The organism is Marinospirillum sp. (genome assembly GCF_014859565.1).
The window spans coordinates 1-21,256 of sequence record NZ_JACUUA010000050.1 but is presented as its reverse complement, the minus strand read 5'-3'; the positions used below and the strand labels follow the sequence as shown (position 1 = coordinate 21,256).

The window sequence follows — 21,256 nt, the reverse complement described above, 5'->3', positions numbered from 1 at the left end:
ATGCGGACCGGTAGTTCAGCTGGTTAGAATGCCGGCCTGTCACGCCGGAGGTCGCGGGTTCGAGCCCCGTCCGGTCCGCCATTTCCTGATGTGTTGTGTGTATAGCTTTTAAAATGGGTGGTTAGCTCAGTTGGGAGAGCACCAGCCTTACAAGCTGGGGGTCACAGGTTCGAACCCTGTACCACCCACCATTAAAAGTGACAACTATGATAACCGCCGCTTACGCTGCGGTTTTTCTGTTTCTGCCCCTGCAGTTTTCCTGTTGTTCATCCCGCTTTATGCTACTGGTTTTGCAGATCAAGTGACCTTTGCGTCACTTTTCTGACCTTACGTTTCAAACGAACGCTTGACAGTCTGCCCTTGGTTCACAAGACTAGCTACTGACCATAATAAAAAGCTGATCAGGAGTTTACTGTGAGCACTGACCATTTCCCTCATCTGTTTCAACCATTAAATCTCGGTTTCACTAGCCTTAAAAATCGTGTGCTGATGGGCTCCATGCACACCAATCTGGAAGAAACAGCGGGTGGATTTGAGCGTCTGGCTGCTTTTTATGCGGAGCGGGCGGCAGCGGGCGTGGCTTTGATTGTGACGGGTGGTATTGCACCCAACAAGTTGGGTGTCGTGTTTGAAGGTTCCGCCCAGATGTCGACCCCTGAAGAAGCCGCAGAACACCAAATCATTACCAAGGCTGTGCATCAGGCGGGGGGTAAGATCTGTATGCAGATTCTGCATACAGGTCGTTATGCCTATTCCACCAAGCTGGTGGCACCCTCCGCACTGCAGGCTCCCATTAACCCCTTTACCCCACGCGAGTTGACGACTGAAGACATCGAGCAGCAGCTACAGGATTACACCCGTTGCGCTGAACTGGCTAAGGAGGCTGGTTATGACGGTGTAGAAATTATGGGCAGTGAGGGTTATCTGATTAACCAATTTATTTCCCGTCGTACCAATCATCGCACGGATGAATGGGGTGGTGATTATGCCAACCGTATTCGTTTTGCCGTGGAATGTGTACAACGGGTGCGTGCGGCAGTAGGTTCAGATTTTATTATCATCTTCCGCTTGTCGATGCTGGATCTGGTCGAGGACGGTAGCACTTGGGAGGAAATAATTATTCTTGCCAAGGCGATAGAAGCAGCTGGTGCAACCTTGATCAACACGGGTATTGGCTGGCATGAAGCCAGGGTACCCACCATTGCCACCAGTGTGCCGCGTGCTGCCTTTACCCGCGTCACACAACGCATGAAGCAAGAAATCTCAATCCCCCTGATCACCACCAACCGTATTAATATGCCAGAAACCGCTGAACAGGTACTGGCTGCAGGTCATGCCGATATGGTATCGATGGCGCGTCCGTTTTTGGCTGACCCAGAATGGGTGCTCAAGGCGGAAGGGGGGCGCAGTGATGAAATTAATACCTGTATTGCCTGTAATCAGGCGTGTCTGGATCAGATTTTTGTTGGCAAGTTGACTTCCTGCCTGGTGAATCCGCGTGCCTGCCATGAAACCCTGATGCAATCTGAACCGGCAGTAGCACGTAAAAAAGTTGCCGTGGTGGGTGCGGGTATGGCGGGCTTGTCTTGTGCGACTGAGGCAGCTGCCCGTGGCCATCAGGTCACCCTGTTTGAAGCAGCAGCAGAGATCGGCGGACAGTTTAATCTGGCGCGTCAGATCCCCGGCAAAGAAGAGTTTAACGAAACCCTGCGTTATTTCCGTCGTCGATTGGAATTGACCGGGGTAGAGCTGAAACTGAATCATCCTGCTACCGCAGCACAGCTGCAGGAGTATGACGAGGTGGTGGTGGCTACCGGTGTGGTACCGCGTATTCCGGATTTTGAAGGGGTTAGGCATCCCAAGGTAAAAACCTACGCTGAAGCCATCCGTAACCCGGAAGCTATTGGGCGTAAGGTGGCACTGCTGGGTGCTGGTGGCATCGGTTTTGATGTTGCTGAACTGCTGGTGCAAAAACAGGATCATTCGGCCAGCATGAATGCAGAACTGTTTATGCAGGAGTGGGGTGTGGATCTGGAGGTCAATCAAGCCGGTGGTCTGACCCAGCCTGAACTGCCACAACCGCAGCGGGAGGTTTATCTGTTGCAGCGTAAAGCCAGCAAACACGGTAAAAGTCTGGGTAAAACTACGGGCTGGATCCACCGCGCCTCGTTAAAAGCTTATCAAGTGAAAATGTTATCCGGCTGTGAATACCTTAAGGTGGATGATGAGGGTTTACATCTGAAGGTGGGTGATCAGTTACAGTGTCTGGAAGTGGATCATGTGGTGCTCTGTACCGGACAGGAGTCGGTGAATGGCCTGTTTGCTGAGTTGCAACAGCAAGGCCGTTCGGTGCATCTGATTGGGGGTGCTGAGCTGGCTGCCGAGCTGGATGCCCGACGTGCCATAGAGCAGGGTTTTAAACTGGCAATCAGTCTTTAATCGGCAAAATACTGCTGCAGGTAGGTGTCAAAATCCACCGTATCTGCAGCTTCCAGTTCCTGCTGCTGACGTAATGAGGTTTGCCCCAGTTCACTAAACAGATCTTCCCGCGCCTTGTTGATCGGATTGGCAAGCAGCTGTTCGCGTTGGGCTCTCGCCAGCTCCAGCACTGCGGGGACATGACCATCACATTCACGCACCATTTCCAGCATTCGTGCTGAGGGTGTTAAGCTGGCGTCATCCACTCGCGCCTGTTGCTGATTTAATGCATCACAAAAATGAGCTTCTTCAGGGGTGCCACGATCCAGCAGCTGGCAGACCGGACGTAGCCGTTCCAGTAGGACGGTTGCTTCCTGCTGCAGCGGTTTGCCATTGATCTGTACAGCAGGATCACGACCAAAATTAACCGTATTCTTCAGGTTGCTTTCAATGGAGCGGCAATCTGCATCTGTTAATTCTGGGCTGTTTTCCAGCAGGCAGAACAATAAAAAAGCATCAAGGAAATGCATCTGTGCCACATCAATGCCACCGGGCAGGAAAGGGTTGATGTCCAGACAACGCACCTCGATGTACTCCACGCCCAACTCCTGCAGCGCCTCGGTGGGCTTCTGGCCGCTGCGAGTCACACGTTTGGGGCGAATGTCACTGTAATATTCGTTTTCGATTTGCAGGATATTGGTGTTCAGCTGTTGATATTCACCCTTGACCTTGACCCCCATTTTTTCATATTCCGGATGGGGAGTATGAATGGCCTGACCCAGGGTGGTGATGTAGTTATCCAGTGAGTTAAAACAGACGTTTAAACTAGCCTGGATCTTGTTCTGATAACCCAGATCTGACATGCGCAGACTGGTGGCGGTGGGTTCACCCCAGGTATTTTCTGCCAGAGGTTGTAAGGGGTGACGGGTATTGCCATCAAGAAAGCTGGCATCCAGCGCCGGGCTGGCACCAAACAGATACATCAGTAGCCAGGAGTGACGGCGGAAATTACGAATCAGGCCAAAATAACGTGCTGAGCGCCAGTCTTTGTCCGCTGCTTCTGCAGGCAAACCTTCCAGCGTGGCCAGCAATGGCCAGAGCTGATCCGGAAAAGAAACGTTGTAGTGCAGCCCGGCAATGCTTTGCATGATACGACCATAACGGGAATCCAGACCACGGCGATAAACATGTTTCATGCGTCCGACGTTGGAACTGCCGTATTCAGCAATGCGTACACTCTCGTTTCCTTGCAGGCGGCAAGGCATACTGGCCGGCCAGAGTAATTCCTGTTCATTCAGGCGCAGCAGGCTGAAACGATGCAGATCCAGCAGAAACTCCAGGGTGGTTTCACGGCTGGAGCTGACTGGCGTGATGAACTCCAGCAGCGCCTCGGCATAATCGGTGGTAATGTGTGGATGGGTCAGGGTGGAACCCAGCGTTGACGGGTGTTGCCCCTGACTGATGTCGCCTGCCGGAGTGGTACGCAGGGTTTCTTTTTCCAGTCCACGACGTATGGAGTTGAACAAGCCTTGATCTGCAGCGGATTCGAGGCCTTGCAGGTATTGGGTAAAGTCTGGAGTCACAGGGCAGCTGCCTTTGAAAAGTTGAGCGCTTCAGTCGGACTGAACATGAAGCGCATCTTAGCCAGTTTCAGCCAGTGCAACAAGTTGGACTGAAACCGGCTGGTGCAACACCCTCAGCGTCCCAGGTTGGAGAGAGACAGCAGGTGGCTGTAAACCCAGGGTAACCAGCCTTTTTTATGAAACTCCACAATGATGCTGTCATCCAGCTCCATAAAAGCTTTTTCGTTGATGATACGAAAATCCTTCAGCAGCAGGCTGGCACCATTGGGTTGATTGATCTGCAGATCGCGTTTGTCCAGCAATTCCAGCTCCAGCAGACGCTGAATAAAAGGCTGGGTGCGTTGCATGTCCAGATGCAGGCTTTCAACAAACGTCAGAATATTTTTCAGGTGTTCAGTTTGTTCACCTTCTGCGGTGAACAGAGCCTCACCTTCACTTTTTTCATTAAAACCTTTCCACTGTTCATCAAAACACAGAGTCTGGCGGGTTTCATCGGTGCCGTGCGCAAGAATAAAAGGATAACGGCGAATAAATGCCGGGATATAAGTGGCAGCTTGCCATTCATTCTTGTCATTAATAAAGTTGTTGCGGTTTTCGCTGTAACCCATCACAGCAACAGCAACCAAACTGGCATCATCACCGGAAAACAGGATTGGGTAGTGGCGGCAGGCAGCAAAAAACTCTGAAGCCGCCAGAGGAACCACCGGAGTGGTGCGTGCAAAACCATAATCATTGGGATGAGGCTGCAAATACAGCTCGCGGTGGTCTTCGCTGTTCAGCGGCAGGATGCTTTTGTAAAAAAGGACATTCATTGGTTGCCTTCCCTTTGCAGGTGGTGGTGTAGTTATGCAGTGGAAGTCATGTTAGCTGATTGCTGCGGGTGATGAGAAGAGTGCGGTTTTGCTTATGTTGTGAATATGTAAGCCCGAAGCCTATCAGGCTTCGGGCTACTGCATTTATACCCTGGAAGGTTGTGAACGGTTAGTGATCAATGCCTGGAGCAACTGCCCTCGGGTGATGATACCAATCAGTTTACCGCCTTCAGCAACCGGATACACCTTGGGTTTATCTATCCGCGCCATGGTTTGTGCCAGCTCAATAATACTGTCATCGGGGCTGACAGTTACAACATCCGCCCTCATAACATCCAGTACCGTGGAACTAGTGCTGCTGTGATAACTGGAATCCAGCAGTTGTTTTAGCAGATCATGCTCAGAAACAAAACCAACCAGTTCGCCACGCTCGTTGATGACCGGTGCGCCGGGCAGTTTATGTTTGAGCAGCAGGGTAGCTGCTTCTTCAACACTGGTTGTGGTCAGAATTTTCAAGCTGTCTTGAGACATGGCTTCACGAACCTTGATGTGTTGCGTCACGGTATTTCTCCTTTTATTTTTTATGGTCAAACTGTCTTGCTGCTGCTTGCAGAGCGGTTTTGAGCCCTTGTTCGACCACCGGGCGATAAAAGGGCATCTGCAGCACTTCAGTCAGGGTCAATTGCTGTTGGATGCTCCACGCCAGCAAATGTGCCAGATGTTCTGCTTGAGGGCTGAATATTTCAGCACCCAGCAAACGCCCCGCTCTGTTATCAGCATAGACCTTCATCATGCCTTTGTTAACCAGTAAAACCCTGGCACGTCCCTGATTTTCAAAGCTGGTCTTGCTAACAATTACCTTGCCTGTGCTGCATGCTCTGGCTGTTCAGTTGTTGATTACTGGCATATAATTCGTTAACTTTAAAAAAATAAGAGGTTAACGACTTGACTTATCTCTGGGGTGTGACCCTTCTCTGGGCTTTTTCTTTCAGTCTGATCGGTGTGTATCTGTCCGGTACGGTGGATGGTTATTTTGCGGTGCTGACACGGACTCTGCTGGCCAGTCTGGTGTTTCTGCCACTGATTCGTTTCCGTCGTATTCCGTCACAACTGGCTATCCAGCTGATGGTGATAGGTGGCATACAGCTGGGTGTGATGTATCTGTGTCTGTATCAGTCGTTCAGTTTTCTTTTGGTGCCGGAAGTGGTGCTTTTCACCATTTTTACGCCCATCTACATTACTTTGCTGGATGATCTGCTGCATCGGCGCTTTACCCTCTGGTATCTGCTGACGGCTAGCCTGGCGGTGTTGGGTGCAGGCATCATCCGATACAACCAGCTCAGCAGTGAATTCCTCACCGGCTTTTTGCTGGTGCAGGGAGCCAACATCTGCTTTGCTCTGGGGCAGGTAGCATACAAAAAGGTGATGGAGATTCAACCGCAAGACTCCAGGTTGAGCCATCGTGATGTGTTTGGTTATTTTTATCTGGGTGCACTGCTGGTGGCGCTGGTAGGCATGTTGATCTGGGGTAACTGGAATCGACTGCCGGTGAATACCACTCAGTGGGTAGTGCTATTATGGCTGGGGCTGGTGGCTTCTGGTGCTGGATACTTCCTATGGAACAAGGGTGCCACGCTGGTGGATGCTGGGACACTGGCCATTATGAACAATGCGCTGGTTCCGGCGGGTTTGTTGGTAAACCTATTGATCTGGAATCGGGATGTGGATTTTTCACGCCTGCTGGCCGGTGGTCTGGTCATTTTGCTGGCGCTCTGGATCAACGAGGTTTGGGTGCGCCCCAAGGTTGAAGTCCAGCGCAGCTGAAAGCCAGTGAAAACCCGTGGATGCTGGTAATCACTGGCATTTAAGTGTTTAATCTCCCTTTCAGAATTCCGAGTACTGAACCAAGGAGAGTGCTGATGCTGCGCTGGATACCTGCTGTTCTGCTGAGCTGTTTGTTGCTGCCCGCTACAACCCTGCAGGCTTATGACAAGTATGACGATATTTACTCTTACGTTAGTGGCGGCCTGCATCACTGGAGCTCAAACGACTCCAGTGCCCAGGGTCTAAAAGTTCGTTTTGGTCAGCAGCTCAGCACCTTTGTTGGTGCTGAATTGCATTTTGCTGTCGGCGGCGAAGATGCCGAAACAGAAACCTCACTGGATCGGCTGTTTGGTCTGTACGGCAAGTTTATTATGCCGCTGGATTTTTTCAGCCCTTACGCCAAACTGGGGGGGACATCGGCAAGCCTATCCACTGCAGGTGAAAACAGCAGTGAGTTTGAGATCAGTTACGGCCTAGGTGCAGAGATATCGGTTACTCCGCGTTTTTATGTGGATCTTGAGTACATGGTTTATCTGGATACTGCAGCCATGCAATTGGAAGGATTTACCCTGGGTGTAGGCTACAAACTGCCATGAAAAAACCAGTCTTTCGAAATATTGGTCTGATCGGTCGTTTGGGCAGCAGCCGCGTGGTGGATACCCTCAAACGGCTGATGCGGTTTCTGGACGAGCACAACTACCAGATCATTGTAGAAGATCGTACCGCCACGGTATTGCTGGGACATGGTTTTCAGGAAGCCGACCGCAAGATGCTGGCTGAAATTTGTGATCTGGTGATTGTCGTGGGTGGTGATGGCAGTTTACTGGGCGCTGCACGTGCGATGGCCAGAACCGGTGTGCCGGTGCTGGGTGTGAATCGTGGTCGACTGGGCTTTCTGACTGATATCATGCCGGATCAATTAGAAGAAAAAGTGGCTGAGGTGCTGGCTGGTAAATACACCTCAGAACGGCGTTTTTTGTTGGATGCTGAAGTGGTGCGTGAAGGTGAACCGATCGGTTCAGCGGATGGTCTGAACGATGTGGTGCTGCACCCCGGCAAATCAGCTCGGATGATCGAGTTCGACCTGTACATCGAGGGTCAGTTCGTTTACAACCAGCGCTCGGATGGCCTGATTGTTTCTACACCGACTGGGTCAACGGCTTATGCCTTGTCTGGTGGTGGCCCGATCATGCACCCTAAACTGGATGCTCTGGTGCTGGTGCCGATGTTCCCGCATACCCTGTCCAGCCGCCCGATTGTGGTGGATGGCAACAGTGAGATCAAAATCCTGATCAGTGCCAGTAACGAAACCTATCCGCATGTCTCGTGTGATGGACAAACCCATCTGGTCACCAAGCCCGGTGATGTGTTGTACATCCGCAAAAAACCCCACAAACTGAAACTGATTCATCCATTGGGGCATGACTATTATGAAATCTGCCGCACCAAGCTGGGCTGGAACTCCCAGCCGAGTAACTATTGACTTTGCAGGCAGATGGCAGGGGCATTTATGCAAGGTTATGACCTGATTGGTGATGTACACGGCTGCGGCAACACCCTGCGTCGTCTGCTTGAATTGCTGGGTTATCGGCATCAATCCGGAGCCTGGCGTCATCCGACCGGTCGCAAGGTGCTTTTTGTTGGTGATATTGTTGATCGTGGGCCGCGTATTCGTCAGGCGTTGCATGATGTGCGTGACATGGTTGAGGCCGGTACCGCACAGATGGTGCTAGGCAACCACGAATATAATGCCTTGGCATATTTCACCCGTAATGCTGCCGGTCAGCCACTGCGTGAACACAATACCCGTCATCAGCGCGTGATACAGGAAACCCTGGATCAATTTGCTGCCTATGCACAGGAGTGGCAGAATTTTCTGGGCTGGTTCATGACCCTGCCACTGGCGCTGGATCTGGATGAGCTGCGGGTGGTTCATGCCTGCTGGGATGAGTCACTGATGCAGAAGTTTTTGCAGCATTACCCGGATGCAGTGATGAATCCTGATTTTATGCAGGCTTCTGCAGTACCGGGCAATTTTGAGTTTCGCCTGGTGGATCGCTGCACCCGTGGCACCTGGTTGCACTTGCCGGAAGGCCAGACCCAGAAAAGTGGCGATGGTTTTGTGCGTGATCGTTTCCGCACTTCTTACTGGATTGATCAACCCCGTACCTGGGGTGATGTGCTGTTTCAGCCGGATCGCTTGGCGCCAGAACTGGAAGTACGCCGGATTACCCCGGAAGAATCTCAGCATCTTTGTTATTATCCGCAAGATCAGAAACCCTTGTTTTTTGGGCACTACTGGTGTCAGGGTTTTCCCTCGGTGATACGCTCCAACCTGGCCTGCCTGGATTACAGTGCAGTGAAATACGGGCGGTTGGTGGCTTATCGTTTTGATGGTGAAACCCGTCTGGATGCAGGCAAGTTTGTCTGGGTGGAAGTGCAGCGGGATGAATATCCACCGCTGGATGAGCTGCGTGCAGAAATGACCGCAGAAAAGATTCAGCAAGTTTGAAACGCCGCGGGAACTTTGATTGTGGGAGCACATCAAAGCAGATGCAGTTTCCTCATGATGATCCCTATTTTGGCGACCCCCCGTTGGTCGCCATTTTTTTCTTCACCTGTAAATATCAAGATAAAGAACAGACCACAGGATGATCAAACTTTTTGTTATAACTTCAGATCAGGACCCCATGCCCTTATCGCGCCACCTCTGGCGTGCCCGCATTGGGCATCGCATTTTACCCGATGAACAGGGTGGTCATGCCTTCTGGTTACTGGATCCGGCACAGCTGGATGCTTTTAATCAAGCGATGCAGGCTTGGCAGCAGGGTGTTGAGGTAAAACCGGCTGCTAATCCGCAATCCCTCACTGCCCGCCTGCGTCGCCTGCCACTGACGGTCACCTTGATGCTTCTGGCGTTGTTGGTGACTCTGGCCTTTGAATACCTGCTGGGGCCGGTGGTGTTTTTACTGGTGTCTTTTACCCCCATGCAGTTTGAAGCCGGTCAGGTAATCAGCCTGCCACTGATGGAAACACTCAGCAGCGGCCAGTGGTGGCGACTGATTACCCCCATTTTTATCCACTTTGGCTGGATGCATCTGGTATTTAACCTGTTGTGGGTCTGGGTGCTGGGCGAAATGATCGAAAAAAACCACGGCAGCCTGCGCCTGATTTTACTGGTGGTGTTTGCGGCGCTGGTGTCCAATTCTGCCCAGTTTTTGTTTAATGGCTCCAGCCAGTTTGGTGGTCTTTCCGGTGTGATTTATGCTTATCTGGGTTACATCTGGCTGTGGGATCGTCGCCACCCGCAAGCAGCACTGGGGTTATCCAATGGGTTGGTGATTTTTATGCTGGGCTGGATGTTGCTGGGCATGACCAGCTTTTCCGGATCGTTAGGTTTGAATATGGCGAATGAGGCTCACCTGGGGGGACTGCTGGCTGGTCTGGCATTTGCCCTGTGGCCCTGGTCCACCAAGAGGAACAACACATGACTTTTGCTGAAATGATCGAAAAAATGACCCCGGATATCTACAAGGCACTCAAACGGGGTGTTGAGCTGGGCAAGTGGCCCAATGGTCAGGAGCTGACAGCGGAGCAGCGCAGCATCAGCATGGAAGCAGTACTGCGTTATGAAGCTCAGAATGACATTCCTGAGCAGGAACGGGTGGGATATATCGCGCCGAAAAAGAAAAAACCGGCGGCAAATGAAGCCGAGCCGGTTCGCATTCTGGATCAGGGCTGATTTTGACTAGTCAAATCAGCGGTCGTCTGCGAAAAATGGCGACTCAGCATCAGGATACCGTCGCTTATGAGCTGCGACTGGCCGATGAGCAAGGGCATTATAGCCAGTTACCCCTCAATCCCCTGCTGGGTCAGACCCTGAGCCTGAACTTCAGTGGTGATATTTTTTGTATTCACTGTGAGCGCAAAACCAGCCGCAGTTTCAGTCAGGGTTATTGTTATCCCTGTTTTAAAAAGCTGGCGCAGTGTGATACCTGTATGGTGCGACCGGAAACCTGCCACTACCAGCAGGGTACTTGTCGTGAACCTGAGTGGGCAAATCACCATTGTTTTCAGCCTCATCTGATTTATCTGGCCAATACCACCGGGCTTAAAGTGGGCATCACCCGTGAAAGCAACATGCCTACTCGCTGGATGGATCAGGGTGCAGTGGCTGCCTTGCCCCTGTTTCGGGTTACTAACCGTCTGGATTCCGGCAGGATAGAAACAACCCTGGCTGAAAGCATCAAGGATAAAACCGCCTGGCAAGCAATGCTGAAAAACCAGTTGCTGGAGCTGGATCTGCAGGCTGAGGCGCACAGCGTGGTACAGGAATATGAAGTGCGCTTGAATGCCCTGCCGAATCTGGCTTATCAGCGGCTGGACATGCCCGTTAAAACCTTTCATTACCCGGTATTAAGTTATCCGACCAAGGTGAAGTCACTTAACCCTGAAAAACAACCTCGTATTGAGGGTCAATTGCTGGGCATCAAAGGCCAGTATCTGTTGCTGGATACGGGTGTTATCAACCTGCGTAAATATGCCGGTTATGTGGCAGAGTTCTGTGCAACCTAAAACTCTCTGGCAAACAGTCAGTTATTATTCCAGGCACCTGCTGCTGGTGATCTTTTTTTTACTCCCGGCACTGACAACCCATGCAGAAGTCCGTCTGGTAATTGAACCGGATAACTCGGCACTGCGTAATAATATCGAGGCCTGGCTGGGTGAAGTGCAGCAGCGTAATACACGGGAAATGCGTCGTTATGCCCGTTATGCCCGAGGGCAAGTGGTGAATGCGCTGGAAGCGCTGGGTTATTACAATTATCAGCTGCGACTGGAAGTGGAAGAAGGTGAACCGGCACGCTTGTTGATTAACCTGCAGCCAGGAGAGCGGATACGGCTTGGTGAAGTCCGGGTGGAGCTGACTGGTGAAGCCAGCACCCAGCAGGGTTTTGCTCCACCACCACAGGATGCCTTACAGTCCGGTCAACCACTGGATCATGGTGTGTATGAAGCAACCAAGCGTTTTTTTCGTAATCAAGCGCTGCGTTATGGTTATTTTTCTGCGCGTTTTGAACAACAACAACTGTTAATTCATCCGGAACAGGGTACTGCAGATATTCATCTGCATTTTGAATCTGGTCCTCGATATCATTTTGGTGAAATTCGTTTTGATCACGAAGGTCTGCTGCGTGAAGAATTTCTGCGAAGTTATGTGATGTTTGCCCCGGGTAGTCCTTACTCCACCGATCAACTGACTGAGCTCAGCCGTGATCTGCGAGCCAGTGGTTATTTTAACGAAGTGCTGGTGGATGCTCGTCAGGATGAGGCTGATGAAAATCTGCAGGTGCCGGTTAATATTTTGCTGCGGGTGCGTGAACCACGAAGCCTGGCTGCTGGTGTGGGTTATTCCACAGACATCGGGCCAAGGGTTTCCGGCAGTTGGACTCAGTATCGAATCAATCGGCGTGGCCACAGTCGAGGTGTGGATGCAGAGGTATCCGAACCCCGTCAGCTGGCCAGTGTCTGGTATCAATGGCCGTTAAATCCACCCATGACCGATAAACTACGGTTGATCGGCCACACCCAGCAACAGCAGTTTGATGATCAAGAGAGTCTACGTTACGGTGCCGGTATTTATTGGCATCATCGTCAGGATAGTGGCTGGGATCGTGTGCTCTCACTGCGGGGTGAACGTGAAGATTTTAGAATCGGACAGGATAAAAGTGCCACCTGGCTGACACTACCCGGTGTCGGTTTTGGCAAGTTACAGAGTGATCAGCGGGTTGATCCGGGCAAGGGTTATCGATTACAGATCGATCTGACCGGTAGCCGTGAAGATCTGTTGGCCGATGTGGATATTTTGCAGCTGACTTTTTTCTCTCGTGGACTCATCACCCTGCGGCAGCATCATCGTCTGCTGGCGCGTCTGCAGGTGGGTGCACTGGCTACCAACGAATTTAATCGTGTTCCGGTTTCTTTACGCTTTTTTGCCGGGGGTGACCAGAGTGTGCGGGGTTACGGGTATCAGGAACTCTCCCCAACGGATGCCAGTGGACAACTGACAGGTGGGCGTTATCTGCTGACCGGCGGTGTTGAGTATCAATATGCACTGACTGATCGCTGGCGTGTGGCCACTTTTGTTGATGCAGGTGATGCTGTGGCAGTGCTGGATCAGCTGTCAGAACCCAAAATTGGGGTGGGTATCGGTCTGCGCTGGGTTTCTCCTGTAGGACCCTTGCGTCTGGATTTGGCTCAGGGACTGGATGATCAGGTGGGTGGCTGGCGGCTGCACTTTTCCATGGGACCCGAGCTATGATGAGCCAGCCATGATCACTCAGCAATGGTTAAGGGTGCGCCAGGCTGCGCAGCGTTTCCTGCTTTATCCACTGATGTGGACACATTTTTTGCTGCGCTGGTTGATCTATCTGCTGGGCACAACCCTCAGCCTGGGCAGTTTGTTACTGGTTTTGTTGGTGATGTGGCTGCTGTTCAGTCAGCCGGGGGGGCAATGGCTGTTGCGTCAGTTGCCCGGTGTCGAGGTCAGCGGCTTTCAGGGGCAGTTGTTTAACCGCTGGCAGACCGACAATCTACGCTGGTCATCTGCGGATGGTCTGCAACTGGAAATACAAGCCTTGGATGTTGACTGGCATCTGGCTTGCCTGTTGCAGAAAAAAATCTGCATCCGTCAACTGCAGGTGGATCGTTTGAATCTGGATCTGGCAGAGTCAGCAGCGGATGAAGAGTCTGAACCCTTTGATTGGCAGAATTTTCGTATTCCGGATATCCAGCTGCCGGAATTACGCCTGCCTCTGGCTTTGCAGGTGGACGAGCTGCAGGTCGGGGCGGTGTGGATTAATCAACAGCTTCGGATCGAAGCCTTGCAGGCCGGATTTGACTGGCGAGATACCCGCCTGAATTTGCAACACCTCAGCTTGTCCAGCCCGCTGCTCCCAGCAGGCAATGAAGCCGAGTTGTTGCTGCAGGGTTGGATTGATTTGCAGGGCAACTGGCCTTTACAGCTGCAGGCCACCAGCCAGTTTGCCGGGCAGGATTTTCTGCTGGATTTGTCCGGTAATCTGGATAAGTTACAACTGGATTACCAACTGAGTGGCTCACCTCCTTACCCACCGCTGCAGTTGAGTGGCTGGGTTCAACCGCTGCAGCCCACCTTGCCATTGGAGCTGACACTGCAGCTGGCTTATTTCCATCCGGAAGAAATGAACGGCTGGTTTAACCACTGGCCACAAACCTTACAACTGGATGCCACCGATTTGCTGATCAGGGGTGACCTGCAACAGGGTTGGTTGTTGCAGTTGAATTCCCATTTCCGTTTTGATCAGCAAGCCCTGCAGCTGAATCTTGATAGCCATCTGGCCGGGAATCTGCTGCAGATTCAGCAGCTGTTGTTAACTCATGGTGAGCAGCGTCAGCTGTTATTACAAGGCCAGGCGGCTCTACAGGAACAAGGACGGCTGATTTTTAACGGCCAGGTGGAAGGTGAGCTGCCACTTCAGGCCGAGCTGCTGACCCTAACCAGTGATTTTTCCGGCTTCTGGGATCTTCAGCAGCAGGATTACGCTCTGGCTGTTCCGCGTCTGCAACTGGTTGGAACGGATAAACGGCTGAAGCTGGAGCTGGGATTAACACCAGCCTTCTGGAATCTTGAGCTGGATCTGGATTTTCATGATCTTTCCCAGCTGGCTCAATTCTCCCTGCCTGAATTTTCCTTGCAAGAGCTACAGGGTGACTTGCAGCTGAAAACCAGCCTACAGCTGCCAGGCTTTACTAACCCTTTTACCGAGTTGATGCAGGATCAAGTTGAACTGATCACTCTGCTGCGGCAGGGTGCTTATCAGCTGAATCTGGATACCTTCGGCATTCGGATGGCCGGGTTTAACCTGCAACAGGGCAGCCTGTTACTGGATTATGATGGTTTGACGGCTCAGGATCCCGATGTGCGTATCCAGTTTGGGGCGAGTCAACTGCAGCAGGGAACAACCCAGCTGCAAAATCTGATGCTGCACCTGGAGGGTCGGGTATCTGATCATCAGCTGCAGCTTGGGCTGACACATGACGGACAACCCTTGCAGCTGCAATTAACGGGCGGTATTTCTGAACAGCCCGAGGGGCTGGAATGGAACTACCGGCTGGAGGCGTTTTTATTACAGCAACTGGCAGAGCTGCTGCCAGAGGATTTACGCTGGCCAGGTCAGGTTTCCGGTCACTGGCAGGGGCAATGGCAAGAACAACTGACTTCCCAGCTGGAGTTGTCTGCCGGAGCAGGTCAGTTGGAGGTACGGCTGACGGACTCTCTGACTTTGGAAGAAGAGTGGATACCGCTGGAATACCAGCAATTAACCCTCTCATTAAACCTGGCCACCGAGGTACTGCAGGCACGAATCATTGTGGATGGTGATGAACTGGGTTATCTGGATGCCAGTGTTTCACTTGATCTCCATGCTAATTCAACAACCGGGCAACGGGCACTGCAGGGTTTGTATCAGTTGCATGATTTGCAGTTGCAGTTGTTCAGTCCCTTTGTGGATGTGGATGAGTTGTCCGGCCGCATTCATGGTCAGGGTGAAATTCGTGGGCAACTGCTGCAGCCGCAACTCTGGGGCAATCTGCAGCTGGAATCAGTAGTGGTGGCTGATAACCGCTGGCCGGTTAGTCTGAACCGGCTGGATGGACGTATTTTGCTGCAAGGTCAGCAGGCTAGGCTGGAGGCTGATTTTGCTGCAGGTCAGCGGGGTGAGGGCAAAATCACCGGCGCAGTACAATGGTTTCCAGAGCTGCAAGCAGAACTCCATTTGCAGGGTGATGGCTTCCAGTTGCGTCTGGAACCCTGGGCACAGCTGGAGGTGGTACCGGATTTACGTTTGATTTACTTCAACCAGCGCCTGAAGCTGACTGGGCAGATTGCTGTGCCTACCGGCAAGATCAGTGTTCAGCAGCGTCCACAACAGGCCACTGGGGTTTCCGAGGATGCCCATGTGGTTGGGCGTGAAATCCAGACGGTAACCAGGCCGAATCTGGATATGGATCTGGATGTACAACTGGGCAGTCAAAAACTGGAGCTGGATGCTTTTGGTCTAAAAGCTGATTTACGAGGACGTTTACGGGTAGGAAATCAGATGGATACCCGTGGAGAAGTACAGTTACTGAATGGTACTTATCAATCCTGGGGGCAGGATCTGCGCCTGCGTCGTGCACGAATGAATTTTGCTGGCCCGCCGGAGCTGCCTTTTCTCGATATAGAAGCTGTGCGTGTAGTTGATCAGGTGGTGGCAGGTTTGCGTATCACCGGCAGAGCCGATCAGCCGGAAACCGAAATTTTTTCTGAACCCGCCATGTCCAGTGAGCAGGCTCTGTCTTACCTGTTACTGGGTCGCCCACTGCGTGGTGAAACAGATGAAAACGCCATGACTAGTGCCGCTGTTGCACTGGGATTAAGAGGTGTCACAGGTGTTACCCAGCGACTGGGCGATGCGTTGGGTGTCAGAGAGCTGCAGCTGGAAACCGAAGGCAAGGGAGAACAAACCAGTGTGATGGCATCCGGTTATCTGAATGAGCGCCTGAGTGTACGCTACGGTGTTGGTTTGTATGATGAAGTGACGCGTTTAGCTGTTCGGTATGACCTTTCACGCCAGCTGTATGTGGAAGCGGCCAGTGCCCTGGCCAGCTCCCTGGATCTATTTTGGCATGTGGATTACTGATTACTCAGGTTATCCAACCCCCGTTCCGCCATGGCAACCGCTTTAAACACTGCGCGTCCTTTGTTGAGGGTTTCTTCCCACTCCATCTGCGGGATGGAATCCGCCACCACCCCAGCACCGGCTTGAATGTGCAGTTGCCCATCCTTGATCACAGCGGTACGAATGGCAATGGCGGTATCCATATTGCCGTACCAACTGAGGTAACCCACAGCACCACCGTAAACGCCTCGTTTGACGGGTTCCAGTTCATCCAGAATTTCCAGTGCGCGGATTTTGGGTGCACCGGACAGAGTGCCTGCGGGGAAGGTGGCACGTAACACATCCATGGCGGTCAGTTCGGGTTTGATCTGCCCCACCACGTTGGAAACAATGTGCATGACATGGGAATAACGTTCGATGCTCATGCTGTCGGTGACCCGCACACTGCCGGTCTGAGCAATACGTCCCACATCGTTACGTCCCAAGTCAATCAACATCAGGTGTTCAGCACATTCTTTTGGATCAGCCAGCAGTTCCTCTTCCAGTGCCTGGTCTTCTTCAGGGGTGTTACCGCGTTTGCGGGTTCCGGCAATCGGGCGCACGGTGATTTCACCCTCTTCCAGACGTGCCAGAATCTCGGGAGAAGAACCCACCACCTGAAAATCGCCCAGATTCAGATGAAACATATAGGGGGAGGGATTCAGACAGCGCAGCGCACGGTATAAATCCAGTGACTGGGCGCGGAATGGCAGGCTCATACGCTGGGATAAAACACACTGCATGATGTCACCGGCCAGAATGTATTCCTTGATGTGGTTCACCGCCTGTTTAAAACCTTGCTCGGTAAAACCTGACTGAAAGTCACTTTCTTCAACCGCAGCGCGCCCGGTACCCGGACTGGTGGTATTCAGAGTCGCTGTGCGCAGTTGAATCTCCAGTGATTCCAGCCGCTCCTGTGCCTGCTCCAGTGCATCATCCTGTGTTGGGTCAGCATGGGTGATCAACAGTAATTTGCCGGACAGGTTATCAAATACCACCACATCTTCAGACACCATCAACAGGATATCCGGAACCTGCAGCGGGTCATCCATACGCGCAGCCACCTCGGCAGAATCCAGACGTGGTTCGATATAACGTATGGTGTCATGCCCAAAATAACCCACCAGCCCACCAGTGAATCTTGGTAATCCCGGCACTGGTGCAACCCGGTAACCAGCCTGAAAGGTTTCAATGGCTGTTAGTGGGTCTCTGACTTCTTCACTGCTGAGTTGTTGATTGTTATGAAAAACACTGAGCTGATGCCCTCTGACTTCCAGCCGGGCTGCACAGGGTAGGCCAATGATGGAATAACGCCCCCATTTTTCGCCGCCCTGCACGGATTCCAACAGATAACTGTAGGGTGCCTGTGCCAGTTTCATATAGGTGGACAGGGGTGTGTCCAAGTCAGCCAGCACTTCGCGGGTCACCGGAATACGGTTGTAACCCTGTTCAGCCAGGGAAGCAAAAAGATCGGAGGTCATGCAGGGTGTCCTTGGTTATCAACAGCGGTTATCAGTCACAGGGATCAACAAATCACGAAGATCCTTCAGCATCAGGTCAGGGTTGTGGTTGGCTAGTGGTTCACCGTGATTATAACCATAGGGTACACCAACACTGATGAACCCCGCAGCCTTTGCGGCGGCAATATCATGGCGTGAATCACCGATCATGGCACAGCGGCCGGGTTGCAACTGAAAGGTATCCGTCAGGTATAGCAGCGGGGCTGGATGAGGTTTTTTCTCCGGCAGGCTGTCACCACCCAGCAGTGGATCAAAAATCCCCTGCAACCCAAAGTGTTCCAGCAAGGGAGGAACAAAACGCAGGGGTTTGTTAGTGACCAGAGCCAGATAAAGGTCACTCTGCTGTAATGTCAGCAGGGTTTCTTTGACACCCGGATAAAGCCGAGTTTGCTGACCGTTAACAGCATCATACATCTGCAAAAACAGCTGATGCGCCTGTTGTAATGCCGGGTGATCCAGCGGCAGCAGCTCATTAGCCTCTGTGCTATTGGTTATGCCGCCGGTTAAGGCACGTTGCAGCAGTATCAGGCTGCCGTTACCCACCCAGTGGCGTACCTGATCCTCACCAGCAGCAGGCAAATCCAGCTCAGCCAGGGTTAAGTCCACTGCCATTGCCAGATCCGGCACTGAATCAATCAGGGTGCCATCCAGGTCAAAAGCCAGCAGGCGAACTCCTTTCAGGTGCGGATGAAGTTCCATGGCTTAGCGGCTCGCCAGTTGCTGGCGCAGAGAGGCAAGTACCGTGTCATAACGGTGCGGATCTTCAGCGCGTCCGGCACCAAAAATAGCCGAACCAGCCACAAAGGTGTCAGCACCGGCAGCAGCTATTTCGGCAATATTATTGATGCCTACCCCGCCGTCCACTTCCAGTCGGATGGGCAGGCCACTGGCACGGATGCGCTCACGCGCCTCACGCAGTTTATGCAGGGTTTGAGGGATGAATTTTTGTCCACCAAAACCGGGGTTAACACTCATCAGTAATACCAGATCCAACCGATCCATCACATGATCCATCCACTGCAAGGGGGTGGCGGGATTAAACACCAGACCAGCCTGACAACCCCCATCCCGAATCATCTGCAGGCTGCGATCCACATGGTCAGAAGCTTCCGGATGAAAAGTGATGCTGGTGGCACCGGCTTCAATAAAGTCACCAATAATCCGATCCACGGGGCTGACCATCAGGTGCACATCAATGTGTGCCTTGATACCATGATTGCGCAGTGCCTTGCAAACCATCGGGCCAATGGTCAGGTTAGGTACATAATGGTTGTCCATCACATCAAAGTGAACCCAGTCAGCGCCGGAAGTCAGCACCTGCTCTACCTCTTCACCCAGGCGGGCAAAATCAGCAGATAAAATGGAGGGAGCAATCAGGTAATCCGAAGGTTTGGCAGGCATGGCGGGCTCTCTGTTTAATACAGAATGAATTGGAATAAAGCATTTTAAGGGATTCAGCTCACTTGTGCAGCAGATGTAACAGAAACGCATGTCAGTCAGGGCTTGGTTGTCATCCAGCGGCTGTTTATACTCTTGGCAGTTCGGGCGTTCCCTGCAAGGCACCCTTTATAGGAAGAAATATTTTGAACAAGCTGTTATTACCCTTCTTGTTACTGCTGATCATCCTGCCGGTGGGGGCGAATATGCCGTCGGGTTTTGGTTTTGATGATGAAGAAGATGAAACCCCACCAGTGGTTCGCAGTGAACCGGATCCCATGCGTGCCATGCTCACGGCACTGATTGCTGAAGTACCTAGCGTACAGCAGGTTAACCTGCCCTTGGCTGAAGACCAGCAGTTTCTGGCGCTGGAGATCAAAGCGCTTCGCCCTAGACCAAGAGGGCAGTTGTTGATTCTGCCGGCAGATGGTTTGCATCCAGACTGGCCGCAGGCTATAGCGCCGGTTCGTCGTAATTTGCCGGAATATGGCTGGACAACCCTGTCTCTGTCCTTGCCCGTTTATAAGGCGTTGGGTGTGGCGCCCAGGACTCTACCACCAGGGCCTTTACTGGCACGAATGACCAGTAAAATCCAGCCGTTGGACAATGCCACCGAAAAAGGTGAAGCAGCCATGCCGGGCGGGATGTTGGGTATGCAGGAAGAAGAGGAAGAAGCTCCGGTAGTTGTGGAGCGTGAAGATCCTGCTGTGCGCCTGACCGCTCATCGAGAGTTGATTGAAGCCCGAGTCGCTGCGGCATTGGAACATCTGGGGCCAGGTGGGCGAAAAGGTCTGGTGTTGCAGGGAGAAAGTGTTTATTGGTTGCAGCCTTGGTTGGAAGCAGGCAACCTGAACCGCAGATCACCTCTGATTCTATTGCAGGTGGAAAGTCCAGAAGGTGCTGATGCCAGCAGTCTGGTGACCACTCTCCAGCAGTTGGGTAATCGCCCCATTCTGGATATCTATGATGCGCGTAATGCCCGCCAGCAATACCTGGCTGATGAGCGCAAGGCTGCTTATCGCCGCGCCGGAAATCGGCAGGCCGTACAAATGCCCATGAACTTTGATCAAAGCTCCGCAGTAGCCAACCACTGGCTAGCACAACGGATTGAGGGTTGGCTGCGCAGTTTGTAACGGTGCTTGTTGATCAGAGCCCGCTTAAAGCCCACGGGCTTTTTTTAACAGGGCATAAGCCTGTTGAATTTCCTGTGCTCTTTCTTTGGCTTTTTCTAGTGCTTTTTCGGTCAGGCCTTGAGCCATCAGTTTGTCTGGATGGTTTTGGCTCATCAGTTTGCGGTAGGATTTTTTGATCTCTTCGGTTGAGGCATCACTGTTGATTCCCAGTGTACGATAGGCACTCAGCAGTGGTGGTTCAGCAGGTTGTTTTTTCTGTTGCCGATAGGTGTGCTGCCTTTTTTCATCCGTGTTAAATCCTTTCTGCTCCCTGATACGGCGGTGTAATCGATCAAAATCTATCGGGCTGATATTCAATAAGGGTAAAAAAGATTTCAGGCAGTCCAGTTGTGAGGGTCGAGGGCCGCCATCAGCGTAGGCCATTTGTAACAGCTGATCCAGAAAATCCAGTCGCCGTACCTTGTTACGGGCATAACGTCGCTGCAACTCCACCAGTCGTGGGGTGACATCAGTGGAGGTGAGTTTACCTTCATTAAAGCGGGCAATGGCTTCTTCCCGCTCAGCGGCTTTCAGTTTCATGCGCTTGAACAGGGCTTCAGCAGCAGCAATTTCCTGCGGGGAAATCCGGCCGTCCTGCTTGGCCAGATAACCCAGGCAGATAAACAGGGTTTCGCGATAAATTTTTTCGCTGCGGGTGGGCAGGGTTGGGCGGTGTATTCGGCTAATAAAGGAAAAAACCGAATGACGATGAAAGTCAAAGCTATGGCCAAGAATAATACCCAGCGCCATGCC

19 protein-coding genes and 2 tRNA genes are annotated in these 21,256 nt (G+C 52.2%); 13 read left to right on the top strand and 8 right to left on the bottom strand.

What is annotated here, in order from left to right; translation table 11 throughout:
- The first annotated feature begins 4 nt into the window (after positions 1-4).
- From IBX50_RS08715 to IBX50_RS08705, 3 genes are all read left to right on the top strand, one after another.
- Positions 5-81: transfer RNA gene (locus IBX50_RS08715), tRNA-Asp, on the top strand.
- 34 nt (positions 82-115) lie between these two features.
- Positions 116-191: transfer RNA gene (locus IBX50_RS08710), tRNA-Val, on the top strand.
- A gap of 223 nt (positions 192-414) precedes the next feature.
- Positions 415-2,439 (top strand): NADPH-dependent 2,4-dienoyl-CoA reductase, encoded by a 2,025-nt coding sequence (locus IBX50_RS08705; RefSeq protein WP_292255095.1) that lies wholly within the window; start codon positions 415-417, stop codon positions 2,437-2,439.
- On the opposite strand, the gene gshA is transcribed toward IBX50_RS08705, so the two are convergent.
- From gshA to IBX50_RS08685, 4 genes are all read right to left on the bottom strand, one after another.
- A complete protein-coding gene (gene gshA, locus IBX50_RS08700; RefSeq protein ID WP_292255094.1) occupies positions 2,436-4,001 on the bottom strand; it encodes a glutamate--cysteine ligase in 1,566 nt (521 codons plus the stop codon). The two genes, IBX50_RS08705 and gshA, sit on opposite strands and share 4 nt — an antisense overlap.
- A gap of 113 nt (positions 4,002-4,114) precedes the next feature.
- Entirely contained in the window at positions 4,115-4,813 is a 699-nt protein-coding gene (locus IBX50_RS08695) for a SapC family protein (protein WP_292255093.1), read from the bottom strand.
- Between the two features lie 144 nt (positions 4,814-4,957).
- Complete coding sequence (locus IBX50_RS08690) at positions 4,958-5,374, bottom strand: CBS domain-containing protein (RefSeq protein WP_292255092.1); 417 nt, start codon at positions 5,372-5,374, stop codon at positions 4,958-4,960.
- Positions 5,375-5,387: 13 nt separating this feature from the next.
- Positions 5,388-5,669, bottom strand: a complete 282-nt coding sequence (locus tag IBX50_RS08685) for a hypothetical protein (protein WP_292255096.1) — start codon at positions 5,667-5,669, stop codon at positions 5,388-5,390.
- Between the two features lie 89 nt (positions 5,670-5,758).
- Here IBX50_RS08685 and IBX50_RS08680 point away from each other — a divergent pair, with 89 nt between their 5' ends.
- The 9 genes from IBX50_RS08680 (at position 5,759) to IBX50_RS08640 (ending at position 16,356) form a co-directional block, all read left to right on the top strand.
- The gene (locus IBX50_RS08680) at positions 5,759-6,637 is read left to right on the top strand and encodes a carboxylate/amino acid/amine transporter (RefSeq protein WP_292255090.1); all 879 of its coding nucleotides are present in this window, start codon (positions 5,759-5,761) and stop codon (positions 6,635-6,637) included.
- Between the two features lie 95 nt (positions 6,638-6,732).
- The gene (locus IBX50_RS08675; RefSeq protein WP_292255088.1) at positions 6,733-7,233 is read left to right on the top strand and encodes an outer membrane beta-barrel protein; all 501 of its coding nucleotides are present in this window, start codon (positions 6,733-6,735) and stop codon (positions 7,231-7,233) included.
- The gene (locus IBX50_RS08670) at positions 7,230-8,120 is read left to right on the top strand and encodes an NAD(+) kinase (RefSeq protein WP_292255087.1); all 891 of its coding nucleotides are present in this window, start codon (positions 7,230-7,232) and stop codon (positions 8,118-8,120) included. The genes IBX50_RS08675 and IBX50_RS08670 overlap by 4 nt, the downstream gene beginning before the upstream one ends.
- A 27-nt stretch (positions 8,121-8,147) precedes the next feature.
- Positions 8,148-9,149 carry a metallophosphoesterase gene (locus tag IBX50_RS08665; RefSeq protein WP_292255086.1) on the top strand — a complete coding sequence of 334 codons (1,002 nt, stop codon included), beginning with the start codon at positions 8,148-8,150 and terminating at the stop codon, positions 9,147-9,149.
- Between the two features lie 178 nt (positions 9,150-9,327).
- Complete coding sequence (locus IBX50_RS08660; RefSeq protein WP_292255084.1) at positions 9,328-10,128, top strand: rhomboid family intramembrane serine protease; 801 nt, start codon at positions 9,328-9,330, stop codon at positions 10,126-10,128.
- On the top strand, positions 10,125-10,379 hold the full coding sequence (locus tag IBX50_RS08655; RefSeq protein ID WP_292255082.1) for a DUF1315 family protein: 255 nt from the start codon (positions 10,125-10,127) through the stop codon (positions 10,377-10,379). Before IBX50_RS08660 ends, IBX50_RS08655 begins: the two co-directional genes overlap by 4 nt.
- Before the next feature lie 2 nt (positions 10,380-10,381).
- Positions 10,382-11,212 carry a DUF2797 domain-containing protein gene (locus IBX50_RS08650; protein WP_292255081.1) on the top strand — a complete coding sequence of 277 codons (831 nt, stop codon included), beginning with the start codon at positions 10,382-10,384 and terminating at the stop codon, positions 11,210-11,212.
- The gene (locus IBX50_RS08645) at positions 11,202-12,956 is read left to right on the top strand and encodes an autotransporter assembly complex family protein (protein WP_292255079.1); all 1,755 of its coding nucleotides are present in this window, start codon (positions 11,202-11,204) and stop codon (positions 12,954-12,956) included. The genes IBX50_RS08650 and IBX50_RS08645 overlap by 11 nt, the downstream gene beginning before the upstream one ends.
- Positions 12,957-12,966: 10 nt before the next feature.
- Positions 12,967-16,356 carry a translocation/assembly module TamB domain-containing protein gene (locus IBX50_RS08640; RefSeq protein ID WP_292255077.1) on the top strand — a complete coding sequence of 1,130 codons (3,390 nt, stop codon included), beginning with the start codon at positions 12,967-12,969 and terminating at the stop codon, positions 16,354-16,356.
- Here IBX50_RS08640 and trpE read toward each other — a convergent pair.
- Genes trpE through rpe form a run of 3 tightly spaced genes read right to left on the bottom strand, consistent with a single transcriptional unit; the run spans position 16,350 to position 19,295 of the window.
- Entirely contained in the window at positions 16,350-17,855 is a 1,506-nt protein-coding gene (trpE, locus tag IBX50_RS08635; protein ID WP_292255075.1) for an anthranilate synthase component I, read from the bottom strand. The genes IBX50_RS08640 and trpE overlap by 7 nt on opposite strands.
- Before the next feature lie 18 nt (positions 17,856-17,873).
- Positions 17,874-18,593 carry a phosphoglycolate phosphatase gene (locus tag IBX50_RS08630; RefSeq protein WP_292255074.1) on the bottom strand — a complete coding sequence of 240 codons (720 nt, stop codon included), beginning with the start codon at positions 18,591-18,593 and terminating at the stop codon, positions 17,874-17,876.
- 3 nt (positions 18,594-18,596) lie between these two features.
- Entirely contained in the window at positions 18,597-19,295 is a 699-nt protein-coding gene (gene rpe, locus IBX50_RS08625; RefSeq protein WP_292255073.1) for a ribulose-phosphate 3-epimerase, read from the bottom strand.
- Between the two features lie 182 nt (positions 19,296-19,477).
- On the opposite strand from rpe, the gene IBX50_RS08620 reads away from it, so the two are divergent.
- Positions 19,478-20,464, top strand: coding sequence for a DUF3530 family protein (locus tag IBX50_RS08620; RefSeq protein ID WP_292255071.1), 987 nt, complete (start codon positions 19,478-19,480; stop codon positions 20,462-20,464).
- A 24-nt stretch (positions 20,465-20,488) separates the two neighbouring features.
- Here IBX50_RS08620 and djlA read toward each other — a convergent pair.
- Positions 20,489-21,256, bottom strand: a 768-nt coding sequence (gene djlA / locus IBX50_RS08615) for a co-chaperone DjlA (RefSeq protein WP_292255070.1), incomplete at its 5' end; no start/stop codon positions are given.